This is a genomic window from Pseudomonas sp. LAP_36 (assembly GCF_019456785.1).
In the GTDB taxonomy this organism is placed as follows: domain Bacteria; phylum Pseudomonadota; class Gammaproteobacteria; order Pseudomonadales; family Pseudomonadaceae; genus Aquipseudomonas; species Aquipseudomonas tritici.
Genome location: NZ_JAHZMS010000003.1, coordinates 574083 through 588617 on the forward strand (window position 1 = coordinate 574083; position 14535 = coordinate 588617).

10 protein-coding genes and 1 pseudogene are annotated in these 14535 nt (G+C 61.7%); 9 read left to right on the plus strand and 2 right to left on the minus strand.

Features of this window, described 5'->3' with window-relative positions:
• Positions 1-73: 73 nt before the first annotated feature.
• The 4 genes from JBO08_RS13745 (at position 74) to JBO08_RS13760 (ending at position 8019) form a co-directional block, all read left to right on the plus strand.
• Positions 74-4681 carry a hypothetical protein gene (locus JBO08_RS13745; protein ID WP_065880306.1) on the plus strand — a complete coding sequence of 1536 codons (4608 nt, stop codon included), beginning with the start codon at positions 74-76 and terminating at the stop codon, positions 4679-4681.
• Positions 4682-4753: 72 nt separating this feature from the next.
• Positions 4754-5746, plus strand: coding sequence for an AraC family transcriptional regulator (locus JBO08_RS13750; protein ID WP_065880307.1), 993 nt, complete (start codon positions 4754-4756; stop codon positions 5744-5746).
• A 147-nt stretch (positions 5747-5893) separates the two neighbouring features.
• Positions 5894-6931: a histone deacetylase family protein gene (locus tag JBO08_RS13755; protein ID WP_065880308.1), complete on the plus strand. Its 1038-nt coding sequence runs from the start codon at positions 5894-5896 to the stop codon at positions 6929-6931.
• On the plus strand, positions 6928-8019 hold the full coding sequence (locus JBO08_RS13760; RefSeq protein WP_065880309.1) for a polyamine ABC transporter substrate-binding protein: 1092 nt from the start codon (positions 6928-6930) through the stop codon (positions 8017-8019). Before JBO08_RS13755 ends, JBO08_RS13760 begins: the two co-directional genes overlap by 4 nt.
• On the opposite strand, the pseudogene JBO08_RS13765 reads toward JBO08_RS13760, so the two are convergent.
• A pseudogene (locus JBO08_RS13765) lies at positions 8020-9557 on the minus strand (PLP-dependent aminotransferase family protein).
• Between the two features lie 87 nt (positions 9558-9644).
• On the opposite strand from JBO08_RS13765, the gene JBO08_RS13770 reads away from it, so the two are divergent.
• The 3 genes from JBO08_RS13770 to JBO08_RS13780 are packed head-to-tail and all read left to right on the plus strand — an operon-like array spanning position 9645 to position 11408.
• Positions 9645-10283: an FMN-binding negative transcriptional regulator gene (locus JBO08_RS13770; protein ID WP_065875527.1), complete on the plus strand. Its 639-nt coding sequence runs from the start codon at positions 9645-9647 to the stop codon at positions 10281-10283.
• On the plus strand, positions 10280-10726 hold the full coding sequence (locus JBO08_RS13775) for a GNAT family N-acetyltransferase (protein ID WP_065875528.1): 447 nt from the start codon (positions 10280-10282) through the stop codon (positions 10724-10726). Before JBO08_RS13770 ends, JBO08_RS13775 begins: the two co-directional genes overlap by 4 nt.
• Positions 10727-10736: 10 nt before the next feature.
• Positions 10737-11408, plus strand: a complete 672-nt coding sequence (locus JBO08_RS13780; protein ID WP_065880311.1) for a GNAT family N-acetyltransferase — start codon at positions 10737-10739, stop codon at positions 11406-11408.
• A 303-nt stretch (positions 11409-11711) separates the two neighbouring features.
• Here the strand turns inward: JBO08_RS13780 and JBO08_RS13785 are convergent, their stop codons facing one another.
• Entirely contained in the window at positions 11712-12608 is an 897-nt protein-coding gene (locus tag JBO08_RS13785; protein WP_065880312.1) for a homocysteine S-methyltransferase family protein, read from the minus strand.
• Positions 12609-12722: 114 nt separating this feature from the next.
• On the opposite strand from JBO08_RS13785, the gene JBO08_RS13790 reads away from it, so the two are divergent.
• Both JBO08_RS13790 and JBO08_RS13795 read left to right on the plus strand, forming a co-directional pair.
• Positions 12723-13544, plus strand: coding sequence for an ABC transporter substrate-binding protein (locus JBO08_RS13790; RefSeq protein WP_065880313.1), 822 nt, complete (start codon positions 12723-12725; stop codon positions 13542-13544).
• Positions 13541-14365 carry an amino acid ABC transporter permease gene (locus tag JBO08_RS13795; protein WP_065875532.1) on the plus strand — a complete coding sequence of 275 codons (825 nt, stop codon included), beginning with the start codon at positions 13541-13543 and terminating at the stop codon, positions 14363-14365. The genes JBO08_RS13790 and JBO08_RS13795 overlap by 4 nt, the downstream gene beginning before the upstream one ends.
• Positions 14366-14535 lie beyond the last annotated feature (170 nt).

Consider the following 14535-nt stretch of genomic DNA (forward strand, 5'->3'; position numbering starts at 1 on the left):
GAGCGATTTCTAGCATGGCAGCACCCGAGGCACGACCTCGGGCGTTGCCATCACTCGCTCACCAGGACTTGCCATGCCCGCCGCCAGCTCCACCGCCCCTCAACGGCACAACGCCGCCGCCGCCCTGCTCACCCAACTGTCCATCGGCCCCGCCTTTCGCGAAGTCGCCGCCCTGCTGCTGCGCGAACAATTGCAGGAACGCTACCCGCACCTGGACATCAACCCCGACATTGCCATGGTCGGCACGGCCACCTGGAAAATCGCCGAAGACCAGGTGCTCACCGGCCCCACCCACTACCATGCACTGACCGATATCCTCGAGCGCCAAGCGGTGTCGGGGGTGCCTGCCCTGTACATCGAAGGCGAACATTTCCTCACGCAACAACCCATCGTCGAGCCGGCGTTGCACCTGCCGGTGCGCATCCAGGACATCGCAAGGATCCTCAACCTGCTGGCACCAGTGATGCTGCGGGCCTATCAGCAGCGGCAACTGGATTTCTGGAACCAGCCCACCGGCAGCAGCGCCGCTCACTGGTATGAGCTGGCCGACACGCTGCGCAGCGTGTGGAACGTGGAGCAGGCACCGGGCTGGAGCAAGGACGATTGCCTGATCGCGCGCCAGGTGTCCCTCGCGCCAGACCTGGCCTATCGAAAAAGCCAAAACTCCTACGCCACCCGCGCCTATGTGCTGGACATCGATGGCGTGGACCCCGACGGCACCGCGCACCACCTGGACGATCACTTGATCACGGTGCTGATCGGCAAACAGCAGGAACAGGAAATCATCCTCTCCTATTCGCCGTTGCTCGGCTATCACCGCTACACCTCGCTGGCCAAGTTGGGCGGGCAAGTCCTCGACTGGGTGGATCCGTCCAAGAACCACACGAAAATCCAGTGGCGCCTGGTCGAACCCGAGGGGGACTTTTTCGACTACCTGGCCTGCGAACTGGTGACGCTCCAGATCAAGGCCATCGGCGCCATCGACTTTGCCACCCTGCTGGACGATGCCAGCGATGCGCCGCTTGCCGCGCCGCCCAGCACCGAGCTTGCGGGCAAGGGCCCAGGTCCGCAGTGGTTCCAGCAGGCCTTGCCGGCTTGGCTCAGCGTGGCGCCCACCTCGGACCTGATCGCTTATTCGCGGCATATGAAGGACCTCGCGGCCCTCAATAACCGCAATGCAGGGGCGTCTTATCAGGATGGCATCGTGCCGATCCGCCAATACGCTCAGGAGCAGCTTCAGGCACAGATGCTCAAGGAGCATCCCGACGCCACCCACCTGATGCTCGACCGCTTTGACATCGTGGTGCAACGCCCGGTGATGTGGGGCACATTCGTGGTGCCTGGACAGATTGAAACTTCAGTGTTCAGCCTTGTGGACCTGGCCCTGCAAAACCTTATCGCCCTGCCCTGGGGCTCCCGCGCACTGCGCCCGAAAGGCGGCCAGGACCTGCCCGACTGGCTGACCATTGAGTATGTGAAAAACCTGATCACCCAAGTCGATATCGGTCGCACCTACCCGGCCCTGATCAAAACCACACTGCTCGACGACCCGCAGGTCAGCGCCCAGCGCCAGCAGCTCTACAGCCAGCACTTGCGCGTGCAACTGCCGTTGCTGGCACTGCAATGCAAGATCCGCGGGGAAGCCGGGATCGACGAGCGTGGCTACCGCTACGTGGTCGCGGTGATGGCAGACGAGGTGGCCGACCGCCAGGTGGATGGCTATCCGATCGTCATACGGCCACTGGCGTTTTCCCCCACGCGGCGGCTGGATAACTCGCAGGATGTGGTGGCGAATATGTTCGTGATCGCCCCGCAAGACCCTTCAGCCGGGCCCTGCCTGTTGTACCGGCCGCTGCTGGACCAACCCCTGAGCCAATACCCTTCACCCAGCAACTTGCTGTATGCCATCCAGCAATCCACCAGCCTGCGCGAATCGGTGCTGGCGTGGTTGCCTGACGACGTGCGCAGTGACTACGCCCGCTATGTGTTTCCCGGCGCATTGCCGTCGCCTTGGGCGGTGGTGGACTTCCTGGTAGACCCACTCAAGGCCTGGACCATGGGCGGGCCGATCGTTTTAGGCGAGCCGCCGCTCAATGGCGAGCCGTTCGCCGCCTTGTTCAAGGCCAACGCCAATGCCTTGGTAGAGCTGGCAGACCGGCAATCGGTGTCCAATGTCGAGGCGCGCTGGGCCAGCTTCAAACACGCTGGCTGGTTGATCTTCAATAGCACCTTGCCGTTTCTCGGCGGTGCGGTGGGCGCCGCCGCGTGGATCTGGCAGATCATGGAGCAGTTGCAGGCGGTTGCCGATGCGCAGCAGCAACCGGATGAACAAGCCGCCTGGGCCGCCTTCACCGATCTGCTGCTGAACCTCGGCGTGGCGATCGCGTTGCACTGTGTGAGCCGTAACGCGCCACGCCGCACTGGTAAGGCGAGCACGCCCCAGGCGCCACCCCGCTCGTTGCTCAAACCCGTACCGGCGGTGGTCAAGCTGGCGACTGTCGCCCCCGAGCAACTGGCCGAAAGCCATACGCGCCCGGTGCACACCAGCGGCGCGGTGAACCGCTCGCCTGCGCGCCTGGGCATCGTACTCGACAGCTTCAAGGTGGAAAAACCCGCCGCCCTGGGCGACCCCATCAGCACCACCGGTCCCCTCCAGCATCTGTGCCAGATCGGTCACGACTACTATGCCCTGGTGGGTGCGCGCTGGTTCCAGGTGCGCGTCGATGAAAACGACAGCGTGATTATCGTCGACCCCAAGCGCCCCGGTCGCACCGGACCGCCGCTGATCAGCAACCGCCTGGGTGCCTGGTTTGTCGATACGCGCCTGCGCCTGCGCGGTGGCGGCCCCAAGCGCTTGATCAGCAAAGCCCAGACCCTCGCGCAAAAGCGCGCCGAGATGTTGCGCAAACAGTTGAGCGATTTCGAGGCCGAGAAGAAAAAGGCCCAGGATGAATTGCAGCAGGCACACAGGGCCATGTCAGAGCCCGGCCCTTCCACATCGACCGCCGCCAAGCGGCGCCAATACCTGCAAAAACTGCACACCCAGAGCGAAGACTACGAAAGTGCCTTGCAGAACCTCAAAGAGCTGAACCTGCATGCGCCATTACCGGACTACCCGCAAAAAGCCCTCAACTACGTCAAGGCCCAGACCGAACTGACCAGCGCCGGCATCCGCGAAACCATGACCGAGTTCACCCCCGCGCTGCGGTCGGTGCTGGACCTGATTGAACGCCAGGCCGACGAGCCTCAGGATCGCTACATTGAAGAAGCCCAGCGCATGAATACCCTGAGCCAGGAAATGCTCACGCACTTGGAATACATGCAGACCCGCTTCACTGAACTGCAGAAACTGGCCAAGGACGGCACCCGGCTGATCAGTACGACCCAGGGCACTTTGCCGGCCTACAGTGTCGATGATCTAAAAGCCCTGCAAGTGACCATGGCGCGCAACCTGTGCCTGCCCAAAGATACCCTTGCCAGCCTGCCGGAAGCCTGGCAGACCATCGACCAGATTGTCGACAGCGCCGATGTGGCCCTGCAATGCCTGCGCGACACCTTGCGCGAACACAGCGACAGCCGCCTCGATGAACGCATCGACACCTTGAGCAGCCTGGTGGAACAGTTCCAGTTGCTTGATGAGCGCCTGACGGACTTCACCGAGCAATACGCCGATCACGCCATCCAGGCCCCCGTCCAAGGCCTGCGCGAGCAATTTGCCGCGTTCAACCGGCGTGCGATCAGCAACCTGGCCTTGCTCAGTGCCGAACGCACTATCCTGAAAAACCGCCCCACGCCGCTCCCGACCCCGCCCCGGCCGCAGAAAAAGTTCATCCGCACCCGCTACAGTGGCTTGCTGATCGGTGAACCGCGCCTATCGGATGTCGGGCAGGAAACCGGCCTGGTGGATATTCGCTCGCCGCTGACGCATAAAGTGGTCGCGACCTACCATGAAAAAAACCAGGGCATATGGGTCGAGCGCCTGAAAACACCCCCCCACAGTCCACCGGTGGTGGATTTGCTACAGAGCATCGTCAACGGCCAGGACCTGCTCGACACGCTGCCCGCTTTCCTGCAACGCGCCGAAACCCATGCCGCCCAGGCAGACCGCACACCCATCGGCATCGAACACCTGTATCACCACCGCGCCCTGCAACTGGAAAAGGCCATGGCCGCCATCGACACGGCGTTGACCCGCAGCAATGCGACAGGCAGCTCGAACCTGTCGGCCAGCACGGTTAACAAAGCGCTGAATGCGGCGGCTGAAAATCTCTACCGGCAAAGCAACGTGCACGTGGAAAAACTGCTCAAGCAGCGCCCGCCGACGGTGGCGGCGGTGCAATGGCTCAAAAGCCATAACGCGATCAGCATCAAGAAAACCCAGACTCGTCGCCGCGTGAAAAGCCTGCGTCCGGACTACCTGGACGAGTACACCATCAGCGAACGCGGCACCCAGCAAGTGCTTTGGTATGCACACTTTCACTACAGCACCAGCTGGATTCCGGCCAAGGCATACCTCAGTGCGCGCCTCAAAACCGTGGAGGAACACCGCGTGGGCCTCGCTGCCGACAGTCCAACGCGCCTGAACAATGCACAGAAAACCGCGTTCTACCGCAGCGAGATCAGCCTGGAACAGGCACGCCAGCTGTTTTTCGAGAACACCGAGCTGGCGACTCAACCCTGACCGGCAACCCGCGTCAGGGCACGCGGCACACAACTTGCTCCATTGCCCCCTATACCCCGGCGCCGAGTTCCTATGCTGCATTCACACCTGACCACCCTCAATGCCGTCTCGCTGGTGCTGGCGACCTTCAAGGACCTGGGCTTGCCCAGCGAGGCTCTGCTCGCCGGCAGCGGCATAGGCACCGCAGACTTGAGCCACGCCGACACGCGCATCACCACCTTCCAGGAGATGCAGGTGTGCGCCAACGCCGTGGCGCGCAAACGTGACATTGGCCTGGATCTGGGCCGGCGCATGCATGTGTCAGCCTACGGCATGCTCGGTTACGCCCTGCTCACCTGTGCCACCTTCGGTGACGCTTTGAGGTTGGCGCTACGCTACCCGGCGCTGTTGGGAACACTTTTCGAACTGAGCCTGGAGGCGGATGGGGAATGTATCTGGCTGACCGCCAGCGACTACCGGGAAAACCCGGCCCTGACCGCGTTCAACGTGGAACTGTGCCTGGTGTCGCTCAAGGTGATCTGCGATGACCTGCTAGGAAGGCCCCTGCCGTTGCTGGGCGCACGTTTTGAGTATGCGGCGCCGAACTACCAGGCCCGTTACGCCGAATCATTCGATTGCCGGCTGCAGTTCAATGGGCCGTCCAATGCCTTTGCCTTCAACCGAAGCTGGCTCAATCAACCGCTGCCCCTGGCCGACACCGTCACCCATCGCGCCATGGCTGAGCGTTGCCGTAAACAGAACACCGAATTCACCGGGCGCCAAGCCTGGCTCGGGCGCGTGCGCCACCTACTCGGCGCGCAACTGCATGCGGCGCCGGGCCTGGAAGGGCTGGCCGGGCAGATGAACTGCTCACCACGCACCCTGCGCCGACACTTGCACGCCCTCGGGTGCAGCTACCAGGAACTGCTCGACGAACTGCGCTTCGAGCGCGCCAAGCAATGGCTGGGGGAGGATCAACTGCCGATCTGGCGCATCGCCGAGCAACTGGGTTTCAGTGAGACCGCAAGCTTTCGCCACGCCTTCGTGCGCTGGAGCGGCGTGGCCCCGAGTCACTTCCGCCCTTGATCAGCGCACGGGCGCACAAGCAAGGGGCGAATAACGGACACACCCGTTGGCCACTTCGATCCCCTTTTGGCCGCTCCTGCCGTTCTCTGGAAGCCCGCGCCCCGCAACACTGCCAGCATCCCACTGAGCCTGCGGAGAACAACAACAATGCTGACGATCTATTCCGACGATCACCATTTGCACCACGGCCGCTGTGAACTGATGGATGGGCAACTGATGCCCTGTTTCGAGATGCCGTCGCGTGCCGACCACGTGTTACAACGGGTCAAGGACCGCGAACTCGGCCCGGTGCAGGCGCCGCAGGATTTCGGCCTGGCGCCGCTGCAACGTATCCACAGCCGCGACTACCTGGAATTTTTCAAAGGTGCCTGGGCGCGCTGGACTGAATTCGCCACCGACGGCGATCTGCTGCCGTATACCTGGCCAGCCCGTACGTTGCGCCGGGTATTGCCGACCAGCCTGCACGGCCAACTGGGTTACTACAGCTTCGACGGCGGCGCACCGATCACCGCCGGCACCTGGCAAGCGGCGTACAGCGCGGCGCAGGTGGCGCTGACCGCGCAACAGGCAATCCAGCAAGGCGCACACAGTGCCTTTGCGCTGTGCCGCCCGCCGGGGCATCACGCCGCCAGCGATTTGATGGGCGGTTATTGCTACCTCAACAACGCCGCCATCGCGGCCCAGGCATTTCTCGACCAGGGCCACAAGAAGGTCGCAATCATTGACGTGGACTACCATCACGGCAACGGCACCCAATCGATTTTCTATGAGCGCAGCGACGTGCTGTTCACCTCGATCCACGGCCACCCGGAAGCGGAATTTCCGTTCTTCCTCGGCTATGCCGACGAGCTGGGCGAAGGCGCGGGAGAAGGCTTCAACTTCAACTATCCGCTGCCTGCCGGTTCGGGTTGGGATCAATGGAGCGCGGCGCTGGACGAGGCCTGTAAGGAAACCGAACGCTATGACGCCGACGTCATCGTGGTGTCTCTGGGCGTAGACACGTTCAAGGACGATCCGATCTCCCAGTTCAAACTCGACAGCCCAGACTATTTGGCCATGGGCCGGCGCCTGGCTCGCCTTGGCAAACCCACGCTGTTCGTGATGGAAGGCGGCTACGCGGTGGAAGAAATCGGCATCAACGCCGTCAACGTGCTCGAAGGTTTCGAACAAGGAGCTACCCGATGAAGCTGCTCACTACCCTCGCCTTATGCGCCACGCTCTTGAGCGGCGCGGCCCTGGCCGAAGAAAAAACCCTCAAGGTCTACAACTGGTTCGACTACATCACCCCCAAGGCGCTTGAGGATTTCAAGGCGCAGAACCCGACCATCAAACTGGTCTACGACATCTTCGACACCAACGAAGCCCTGGAAGCCAAGCTGCTCACCGGCAACTCCGGCTATGACGTGGTAGTGCCGTCCAACGTGTTCCTGGCCAAGCAGATCGAAGCCGGTGTGTTCCAGCCCCTCGACCGCAGCCAGTTACCCAACTGGAACCACCTCGACCCCAAGCTGATGAAGCTGATCGAAGCCAACGACCCCGGCAACAAATTCGCCGTGCCCTATATGTACGGCACCATCCTGATCGGCTTCAACCCCGACAAGGTCAAGGCCGCATTGGGGCCGAACGCACCGGTAGACAGTTGGGACCTGATCTTCAAGGAAGAAAACCTCAGCAAGCTCAAGCAATGCGGCGTAGCCTTTCTCGATTCGCCCTCGGAGATCCTGCCACTGGCCTTGCAGCACCTGGGCCTGGACCCCAACAGCAGCAACCCCAAGGACTACGTCAAGGCTGAAGCGCTGCTGATGAAGATCCGCCCCTACATCACCTACTTCCACTCCTCCAAGTACATGGCCGATATCGCCAACGGCGACATCTGCGTGGCCGTGGGTTACTCGGGCAGCTTCTCCCAGGCCGCCAACCGCGCCAAGGAAGCCAAGAATGGTGTGACGGTGGACATGCGCCTGCCTAAAGAAGGCGCGCCGATCTGGTTCGACATGCTCGCTATCCCCAAGGGCGCGCAAAACCCGCAGGACGCCTACACCTTTATCAACTACCTGCTGCAACCCCAGGTGATCGCGCCGGTGAGCGATTTCGTGGGCTACCCCAACCCGAACAAGGATGCGACCGAGTTGGTCGACCCGGCGATTCGCAACAACGCAAACCTGTACCCCACCGAGGCGGCGATGGCCACGCTGTACACCCTCAAACCGCTGGGGCGTGATGCCGAACGCGCGCGGACGCGGGCCTGGACCAAGATCAAATCGGGCACCTGATCAGCATCGCCAGGCCTGGCGCAACCGCGCCAGTGCCGCGGCGATATCGGCTTCGGACACCGCGGCAAACCCCAACACCAGACCAGCGCGTTGGTCCGCAGGCGTGGTCGACTGCGCCAGCCAGTAGCTGCTCAAGCCGTTGACCTCGACATCCACCGCGTGTGCCTGCGCCAGCAATTGCTGCTCGCGGGCCAAGCTGTCGACACGCACCGTCATATGCAGCCCCGCCGCAACGCTGGGCAGTTCTCCCACACCGGGCAGGCCGCTGGGCCAACCCGCCAACAACACATTGCGCCGGCTCAACGCGGCCCGGCGCATGCGGCGAATGTGCCGCTGGAAATGCCCGGCCGCCATGAATTCAGCCATCACCGCCTGGTGCTGACCTCGGAGTGGCGCATGTCGACGGCGCGGCGCCGGGCGAAGGCGTCTACCAACGCCGGTGGCAATACGAGGTAACCGAGGCGCAACGCCGGAAAGGCCACTTTGCCAAAGGTGCCGACGTAGAGCACCCGCCCGTTGCGGTCCAAGGCGGCCAACGGCGAGAGCGGCGCGCCACTGTAGCGATACTCTCCGTCGTAATCGTCTTCGATGATCCAGCCATCCGTGCGTTCGGCCCAGGCCAGCAATTCCAGGCGCCGCGCCAGGCTCATTACCACGCCCAACGGATACTGATGTGAAGGCGTGACATAGGCCACACGGCAATCCTGCAAGCGGTTGAGCACCTGGCAATCGATGCCCTCGCCGTCCACGGGCACACCGTGCAGCTTCCCGCCGGCCAGGGCGAACGCATGCCCTGCGGCGCGGTAGCCGGGGTTTTCCACCGCCACGCCATCGCCGGGCTCCACCAGCAGCTGTGCACAAAGGCTGATTGCCTGCTGCGCGCCACTGGTGATCACAATTTGTTCAGCTGAACACTGCATGCCCCGTGAACTGCGCAGGTACGCGGCGATCAGGCCACGCAAGCGGTCGTCTCCCGCCGGATCGCCATAACAGAGTTTTGCCAAGTCGGGCTTGCGCCAGAAAGCCCCATTCAGCTTGGCCCATACCTCAAATGGAAACAGATCGAATGCTGGAACACCGACCCGAAACGCCCGTGGCGGCCCGGGAGGCGGCGCCGGTAAATGGTGAGTTTGCACACGCCCCAAAGCGGGCCTGTGGATAACTTCACTGGCGGAATTAACCGGCAAATCCAACCAATTTGTGGATAAGGCTGGGGATAAGCCTGTTGAAAACCCTGTGGATACTTTTGTGGATAGTTTTTTTGCCGTAGGCAATTGAGCGACGTAAGTGCCATCGCCTACTCGGCTTTCAATAAACCCTTCTGCGTACAGCTGATCGTAGGCGCGCACCACGCTATTGCGCGAGATCGACAGTGCAGCCGCCAAGTCACGACTGGCGGGAAGGCGCGTGCCGCTGACCAATCGCCCGTCCAGCACGCGTTGACGCAGCGCTTCATACAGCTGGCGCGTCAGCCCTTGACGGCGATCCAGCTCGATACCGGCAGGGTTGAACGACAACGGCGGCGTAATGGGCGGCATATTGGACCTATGAAATTAGCGCTAGATGGCTCTTACAACGAACCATTAGCCTGCCTAGGATGCAGGCATTCGCCAAGGAAAATTTCTATGTATACGCCCCGTGCCTTTGCCCTCGAAGACTTGTCCGAATTGCAGCAATTGATCCAGCACACCCGCTTGGCGCAGTTGGTGACCGTAGGCGAGCAAGGCCTGCAAGCCAGCCATTTGCCGCTGCTGCTCAACCCCGATGAAGGCCCTGATGGCACACTCTACGGGCACCTGGCTAAGGCCAACCCGCAATGGAAGGACCTGCAAAACGGCAGCGAAGCCCTGGTGATCTTCGCCGGCGCCGAGGCGTATATCAGCCCGTCGTTTTACCCGGCCAAGGCCGAGCACGGCAAAGTCGTGCCCACCTGGAATTACATCGCCGTGCATGCCTACGGCAGGGCCGAGGTGTTTACCGATGCCGAGCGTTTGCTTGGGGTGGTCAGTGCATTGACCGATCGCCATGAAGGCAGCCGCGCTCAGCCGTGGAAAGTCAGCGACGCCCCGGCCGACTACATTGAAGGCATGCTCAAGGCCATTGTCGGCTTTGCGTTGCCGATCGAGCGCCTGATCGGTAAACGCAAACTCAGCCAGAACCGCAGCGCCGCCGACATCGCCGGCGTGCGCGAGGGTCTGGCCGCCAGCGTCGACGTACGCGACCAGACCCTCGCCCGCTTTATCCCCCAAGGAGTCCCAGAATGAGTCAGATCGACATCCGCCAGGTCACCGCCGCTGACCATGGCGCCTGGCTGCCACTGTGGCAGGCGTACCTGAAGTTCTACAACACCGAACTGCCGGACGCCGTCAGCCAAAGCACCTGGCAGCGCCTGATCGACGCCAACGAGCCGACCTATTCCGCACTGGCCTGGCAGGACGGCAAGGCGGTGGGCATGGTCAACTTCATCTACCACCGCTCCAATTGGAGCATCGAAAACGCCTGCTACCTGCAAGACCTGCTCGTAGACCCCGCTCAACGGGGCACCGGCGTGGGCCGCAAGCTGATCGAGTTTGTCTACGCCACCGCCAAGGCTGACGGCTGCTGTAAGGTTCACTGGCTCACCCACGAGACCAACGCCACCGCGATCCAGCTGTACGAACGCATCGCCGAACGCCCTGGTTTCATCCAATTTCGCAAAGGTCTTTAAGGAGCGCAGCATGTCCACTTCCCTCGCCGACTGGAAAGGCGTCCCGGCGCCTACCGTGCAACTGCTTGAAGGGCGTTTTATCCGCCTGGAAAAACTCGACCCGGCGCGCCATGGCGATGACGTGTGGCAAGCCCTTGAAGGCCCCGGTGCCGATCCCAAGCTGTGGGACTATTTACCCTACGGGCCTTTTCCTGAGCGCAGTGCGTTCAATGACTGGTTGAACAACCACGCTCAACACAACGAGCCGTACTTCTTCAGCGTGGTCGACCTCAAGACGGGTCAGGTGCAAGGCATCCTCAGCCTGATGTCCATCGTCCCGGCCCAGGGCCGTATCGAAATCGGCCACGTCACCTTTGGCGCGCCGATGCAGCGCTCACCGAGAAGCACCGAAGCGGTATACCTGCTGGCCAAGTATGCGTTCGAGCAGGGCTATCGTCGGCTGGAATGGAAGTGCAATAACGGCAACGCCCGCTCCAAGTACGCCGCAGAGCGCTTGGGGTTCAGTTTTGAAGGGGTGTTCCGCCAGCACATGGTGGTCAAGGGGCAGAACCGGGATACCGCATGGTATTCGATCATCGATACCGAATGGCCGGCGATTGGGGCGGGGTTTGAGGCCTGGTTGTCCGAGACTAACCAGACAGATTCAGGCCAGGTGAAAAGCCTGGCGCAGTGCCGGGCTTAATACCTACAGGCACTACAAGATAAAGGTGGGAGCTGGCTTGCCTGCGATGGCGGTGGATCAATGGACACATCCATTGCTGAAACACCGCTATCGCAGCATAAGTGTCTACACATTTTCACTGTGATAGTGCGTAGCAGCTGTCGAGCCCCAGCGAGGCTGCGTTTGCGGCCTGTCTGACACACCGCGGACGCAGCCTCGCCGGGGCTCGACAGCTGCTACGCCAGGGTATGACTAAAGATATGTAGATACCTATGGCTATCGCAGGCAAGCCAGCTCCCACACTTTTGATCTGTGTTGTCTTAACTACCCCAGCTTCTGGGCCAACACCGCAATGTGCTCAGGCCCGATCCCGCAGCATCCGCCCAAATGGCTGGCACCGCGAGCCTGCCAGTCCGCTGCCCAATGCAGGTAACCCGGCGGGTCCAGGTCCTCACGCAATGGGTCAAGACCATCGTTGGCCGTAGCTTCCTTGGGCTGCGGCGGGAAGGCATTGGCGTAGGCGCCCACCTCAATCTGCACGCCCAGGCGCTCGAACGTCTGGCGCGCTGCGTCAATGGCATCACCGATCACTTCCGGCTGGCTGCAGTTGAACAACAGCACTTGCACACCCAACTGCGCCGCGGCTTCGGCCGCATCCGCCACCGGTTCGCCGGAGCGCAGGCGCGGTACGTCGTCGGTGTCTTCGTCCTTGAGGGTAAACGACAGCCAGAACGGTTTGCCGTCCTCGGGTAAACCGGCGTGGATCGCACGGGCTTCAACGATCGAGCTCTGGGTTTCCGCCAGCCACACGTCAACAAAAGGCGCGAGACCTCGCACCAACGGTGTCAGCAATTCGGATACGCGCTGGGGCTCGAACAGGTCGGGGCGATACGAACCAAACAGCGGCGGCAGCGAACCTGCCACGCGCACGGCCTTGCCGGATGCGTCTACGGCTCGCCTTGCCAGCTCACCGGCAAGCGCCGCCAGGGCTTCGCCCTCCTCGGCAAACCGCGCCTCGCCGATATGGAACGGCACCACCGCGTAGCTGTTGCTGGTGATCACGTTGGCACCACTCTGAATGTACGCCGCATGCACCGCCTCCACCGCTTGGGGCGCTTCGCTCAAGGCCAACGCTGACCACTCCGGCTGCCGGAACGGCGCGCCACGGCGTTGCAGTTCACGGCCCATGCCGCCATCAAGAATTACTGTTGCTGTGGCCATATGCTTTTTACTCATAAGCTTATGAAAATAACTCACTATGAGAGTCGTTCTTATAACTATTTAATACGTCCAATCCGTTTCATAACAACTCTTTTTTCATTCAGGTACCGATCCATGAAATTGAAACCGCTGCTGGCCTTGGGCCTGACGATGCTGGCCGCTTCAACGCAAGCCTTTGGCGGTGCCACGCTGGACCGTATTGAGAAGAAAAAAGAACTGGTGGGCGTGCTGATGGAAAGCTACCCGCCGTTCTCGTTCCTGAATGAGCAAAACCAACTCGATGGCTTCGACGTCGACGTGGCCAAGGCCGTGGCGCAAAAACTCGGTGTGAAGCTGCGCCTGGAGACGCCCTCCTGGGACGTGATCGCGGCCGGCCGCTGGAGTGGCCGCTACGACATCTGCATCTGCTCCATGACCCCGAGCAAGGCCCGCGCCGAAGTGTTCGACTTCCCGGTGGAGTACTACGCCTCGCCGGCGGTGATCGTGGTCAACGCCAAGGATGATCGCATCCACAGCGCCAAGGACCTGAGCGGCAAGAAAGTCGGCCTGACCAGCGCCTCCAGCTATGAAAGCTACCTGAACAAAAACCTGGTGATTGAAGGCGCCGAAGACACACAGTTGCAGTATCCATTCGACAACGTACAGATCGCGCCCTACGACACCGACAACGTAGCCTTCCAAGACCTCGGCCTGGGCGCCGGCGTGCGCCTGGATGCAATCCTCACCAACCTGGTCACCGCTCAACCGCGCCTGACCGAGGACAAGCGCTTCAAGCTGGCCGGCGAGCCGCTGTACTCCGAGCCCAACTCGGTCGCCATCGAAAAAGGCGACGCTGAATGGGACGCCAAGGTGCGTGAAGTCTTTGCCCAGTTGAAACAGGACGGCACCCTGAGCAAGCTGTCGCAAAAATGGATCGGCGCCGACATCAGCCAATGACTGCGTTTCCCACACCTCCCAAGCTCAAGGAGTCGCGGCTGCAGCGGCTCTTCGGCTTTCGCACGCGGCTTTACCTGACCTGGGCCGCGCTGTTCTGCCTGTTCGCCAGTTTCTTCCTGAGCTTTGACCTGAAGTTCTCGATCATCCTCGACAAGCTGCCCAACCTGGTGGGCGTGCACCTGGCGCCCAACGGCTTCCTGCAAGGCGCGGCGCTGACGCTGTTCTTGTGCCTGTGCTCGATCGGGATATCGTCGGTGCTGGGGTTTGTCACCGCACTGGGACGCTTGTCGAAAAGCGCCGTGGCCTTTGGCATCGCCAGTTTTTATGCATCGTTCTTTCGCGGCACGCCGCTGCTGATCCAGATCCTGCTGATCTACCTCGGCCTGCCGCAACTGGGCCTGGTGCCGGGCGCCATCGTCGCCGGGATCATCGCGTTGTCGCTGAACTACGGCGCTTACTTGAGCGAAATCTTCCGCGCCGGCATCCTCGGTGTCGCCCACGGTCAGCGTGAAGCGGCACTCGCCCTGGGCATGCGTGACAGCGTGATCTTCTGGCACGTCACCCTGCCCCAGGCCATGCGCACCATCATTCCGCCGACCACCAACCAGTTCATCTCGATGCTCAAGGACTCGTCCCTGATCTCGGTGATGGGCGTGTGGGAGGTCATGTTCCTGGCGCAGTCCTATGGCCGCTCGAGCTATCGCTATATCGAGATGCTGACCACGGCGGCGATTATTTACTGGGTGCTGTCGCTGGGCCTGGAGCTGATCCAGGCGCGGATGGAACGGCATTATGGCAAGGGGTATGTGCGCCGTAGTTAAGCTCCAAAAGCTGCATTAACATGCATATTGGTGTGCTTTTAGGAGCGTGATTACGCAATAAAATGCAGACGTCTCTTATCGCCGACCGATAGCGACAACTCCCGCGCACCGCGACTCCGTGGCCTGACAGTTATCCCTCCTTCACGTCGCTAAATTCCCCGCCTCATTCA

Bases quoted from the DNA above. Each gene is read 5' to 3' on its own strand.
- JBO08_RS13780 (WP_065880311.1), top strand. From the start codon at position 10,737: ATGTCCACTTCCCTCGCCGACTGGAAAGGCGTCCCGGCGCCTACCGTG.
- JBO08_RS13755 (WP_065880308.1), top strand. From the start codon at position 5,894: ATGCTGACGATCTATTCCGACGATCACCATTTGCACCACGGCCGCTGT.
- JBO08_RS13750 (WP_065880307.1), top strand. From the start codon at position 4,754: ATGCTGCATTCACACCTGACCACCCTCAATGCCGTCTCGCTGGTGCTG.
- JBO08_RS13760 (WP_065880309.1), top strand. From the start codon at position 6,928: ATGAAGCTGCTCACTACCCTCGCCTTATGCGCCACGCTCTTGAGCGGC.
- JBO08_RS13775 (WP_065875528.1), top strand. From the start codon at position 10,280: ATGAGTCAGATCGACATCCGCCAGGTCACCGCCGCTGACCATGGCGCC.
- JBO08_RS13790 (WP_065880313.1), top strand. From the start codon at position 12,723: ATGAAATTGAAACCGCTGCTGGCCTTGGGCCTGACGATGCTGGCCGCT.
- JBO08_RS13785 (WP_065880312.1), bottom strand. From the start codon at position 12,608: ATGGCCACAGCAACAGTAATTCTTGATGGCGGCATGGGCCGTGAACTG.
- JBO08_RS13745 (WP_065880306.1), top strand. From the start codon at position 74: ATGCCCGCCGCCAGCTCCACCGCCCCTCAACGGCACAACGCCGCCGCC.
- JBO08_RS13795 (WP_065875532.1), top strand. From the start codon at position 13,541: ATGACTGCGTTTCCCACACCTCCCAAGCTCAAGGAGTCGCGGCTGCAG.
- JBO08_RS13770 (WP_065875527.1), top strand. From the start codon at position 9,645: ATGTATACGCCCCGTGCCTTTGCCCTCGAAGACTTGTCCGAATTGCAG.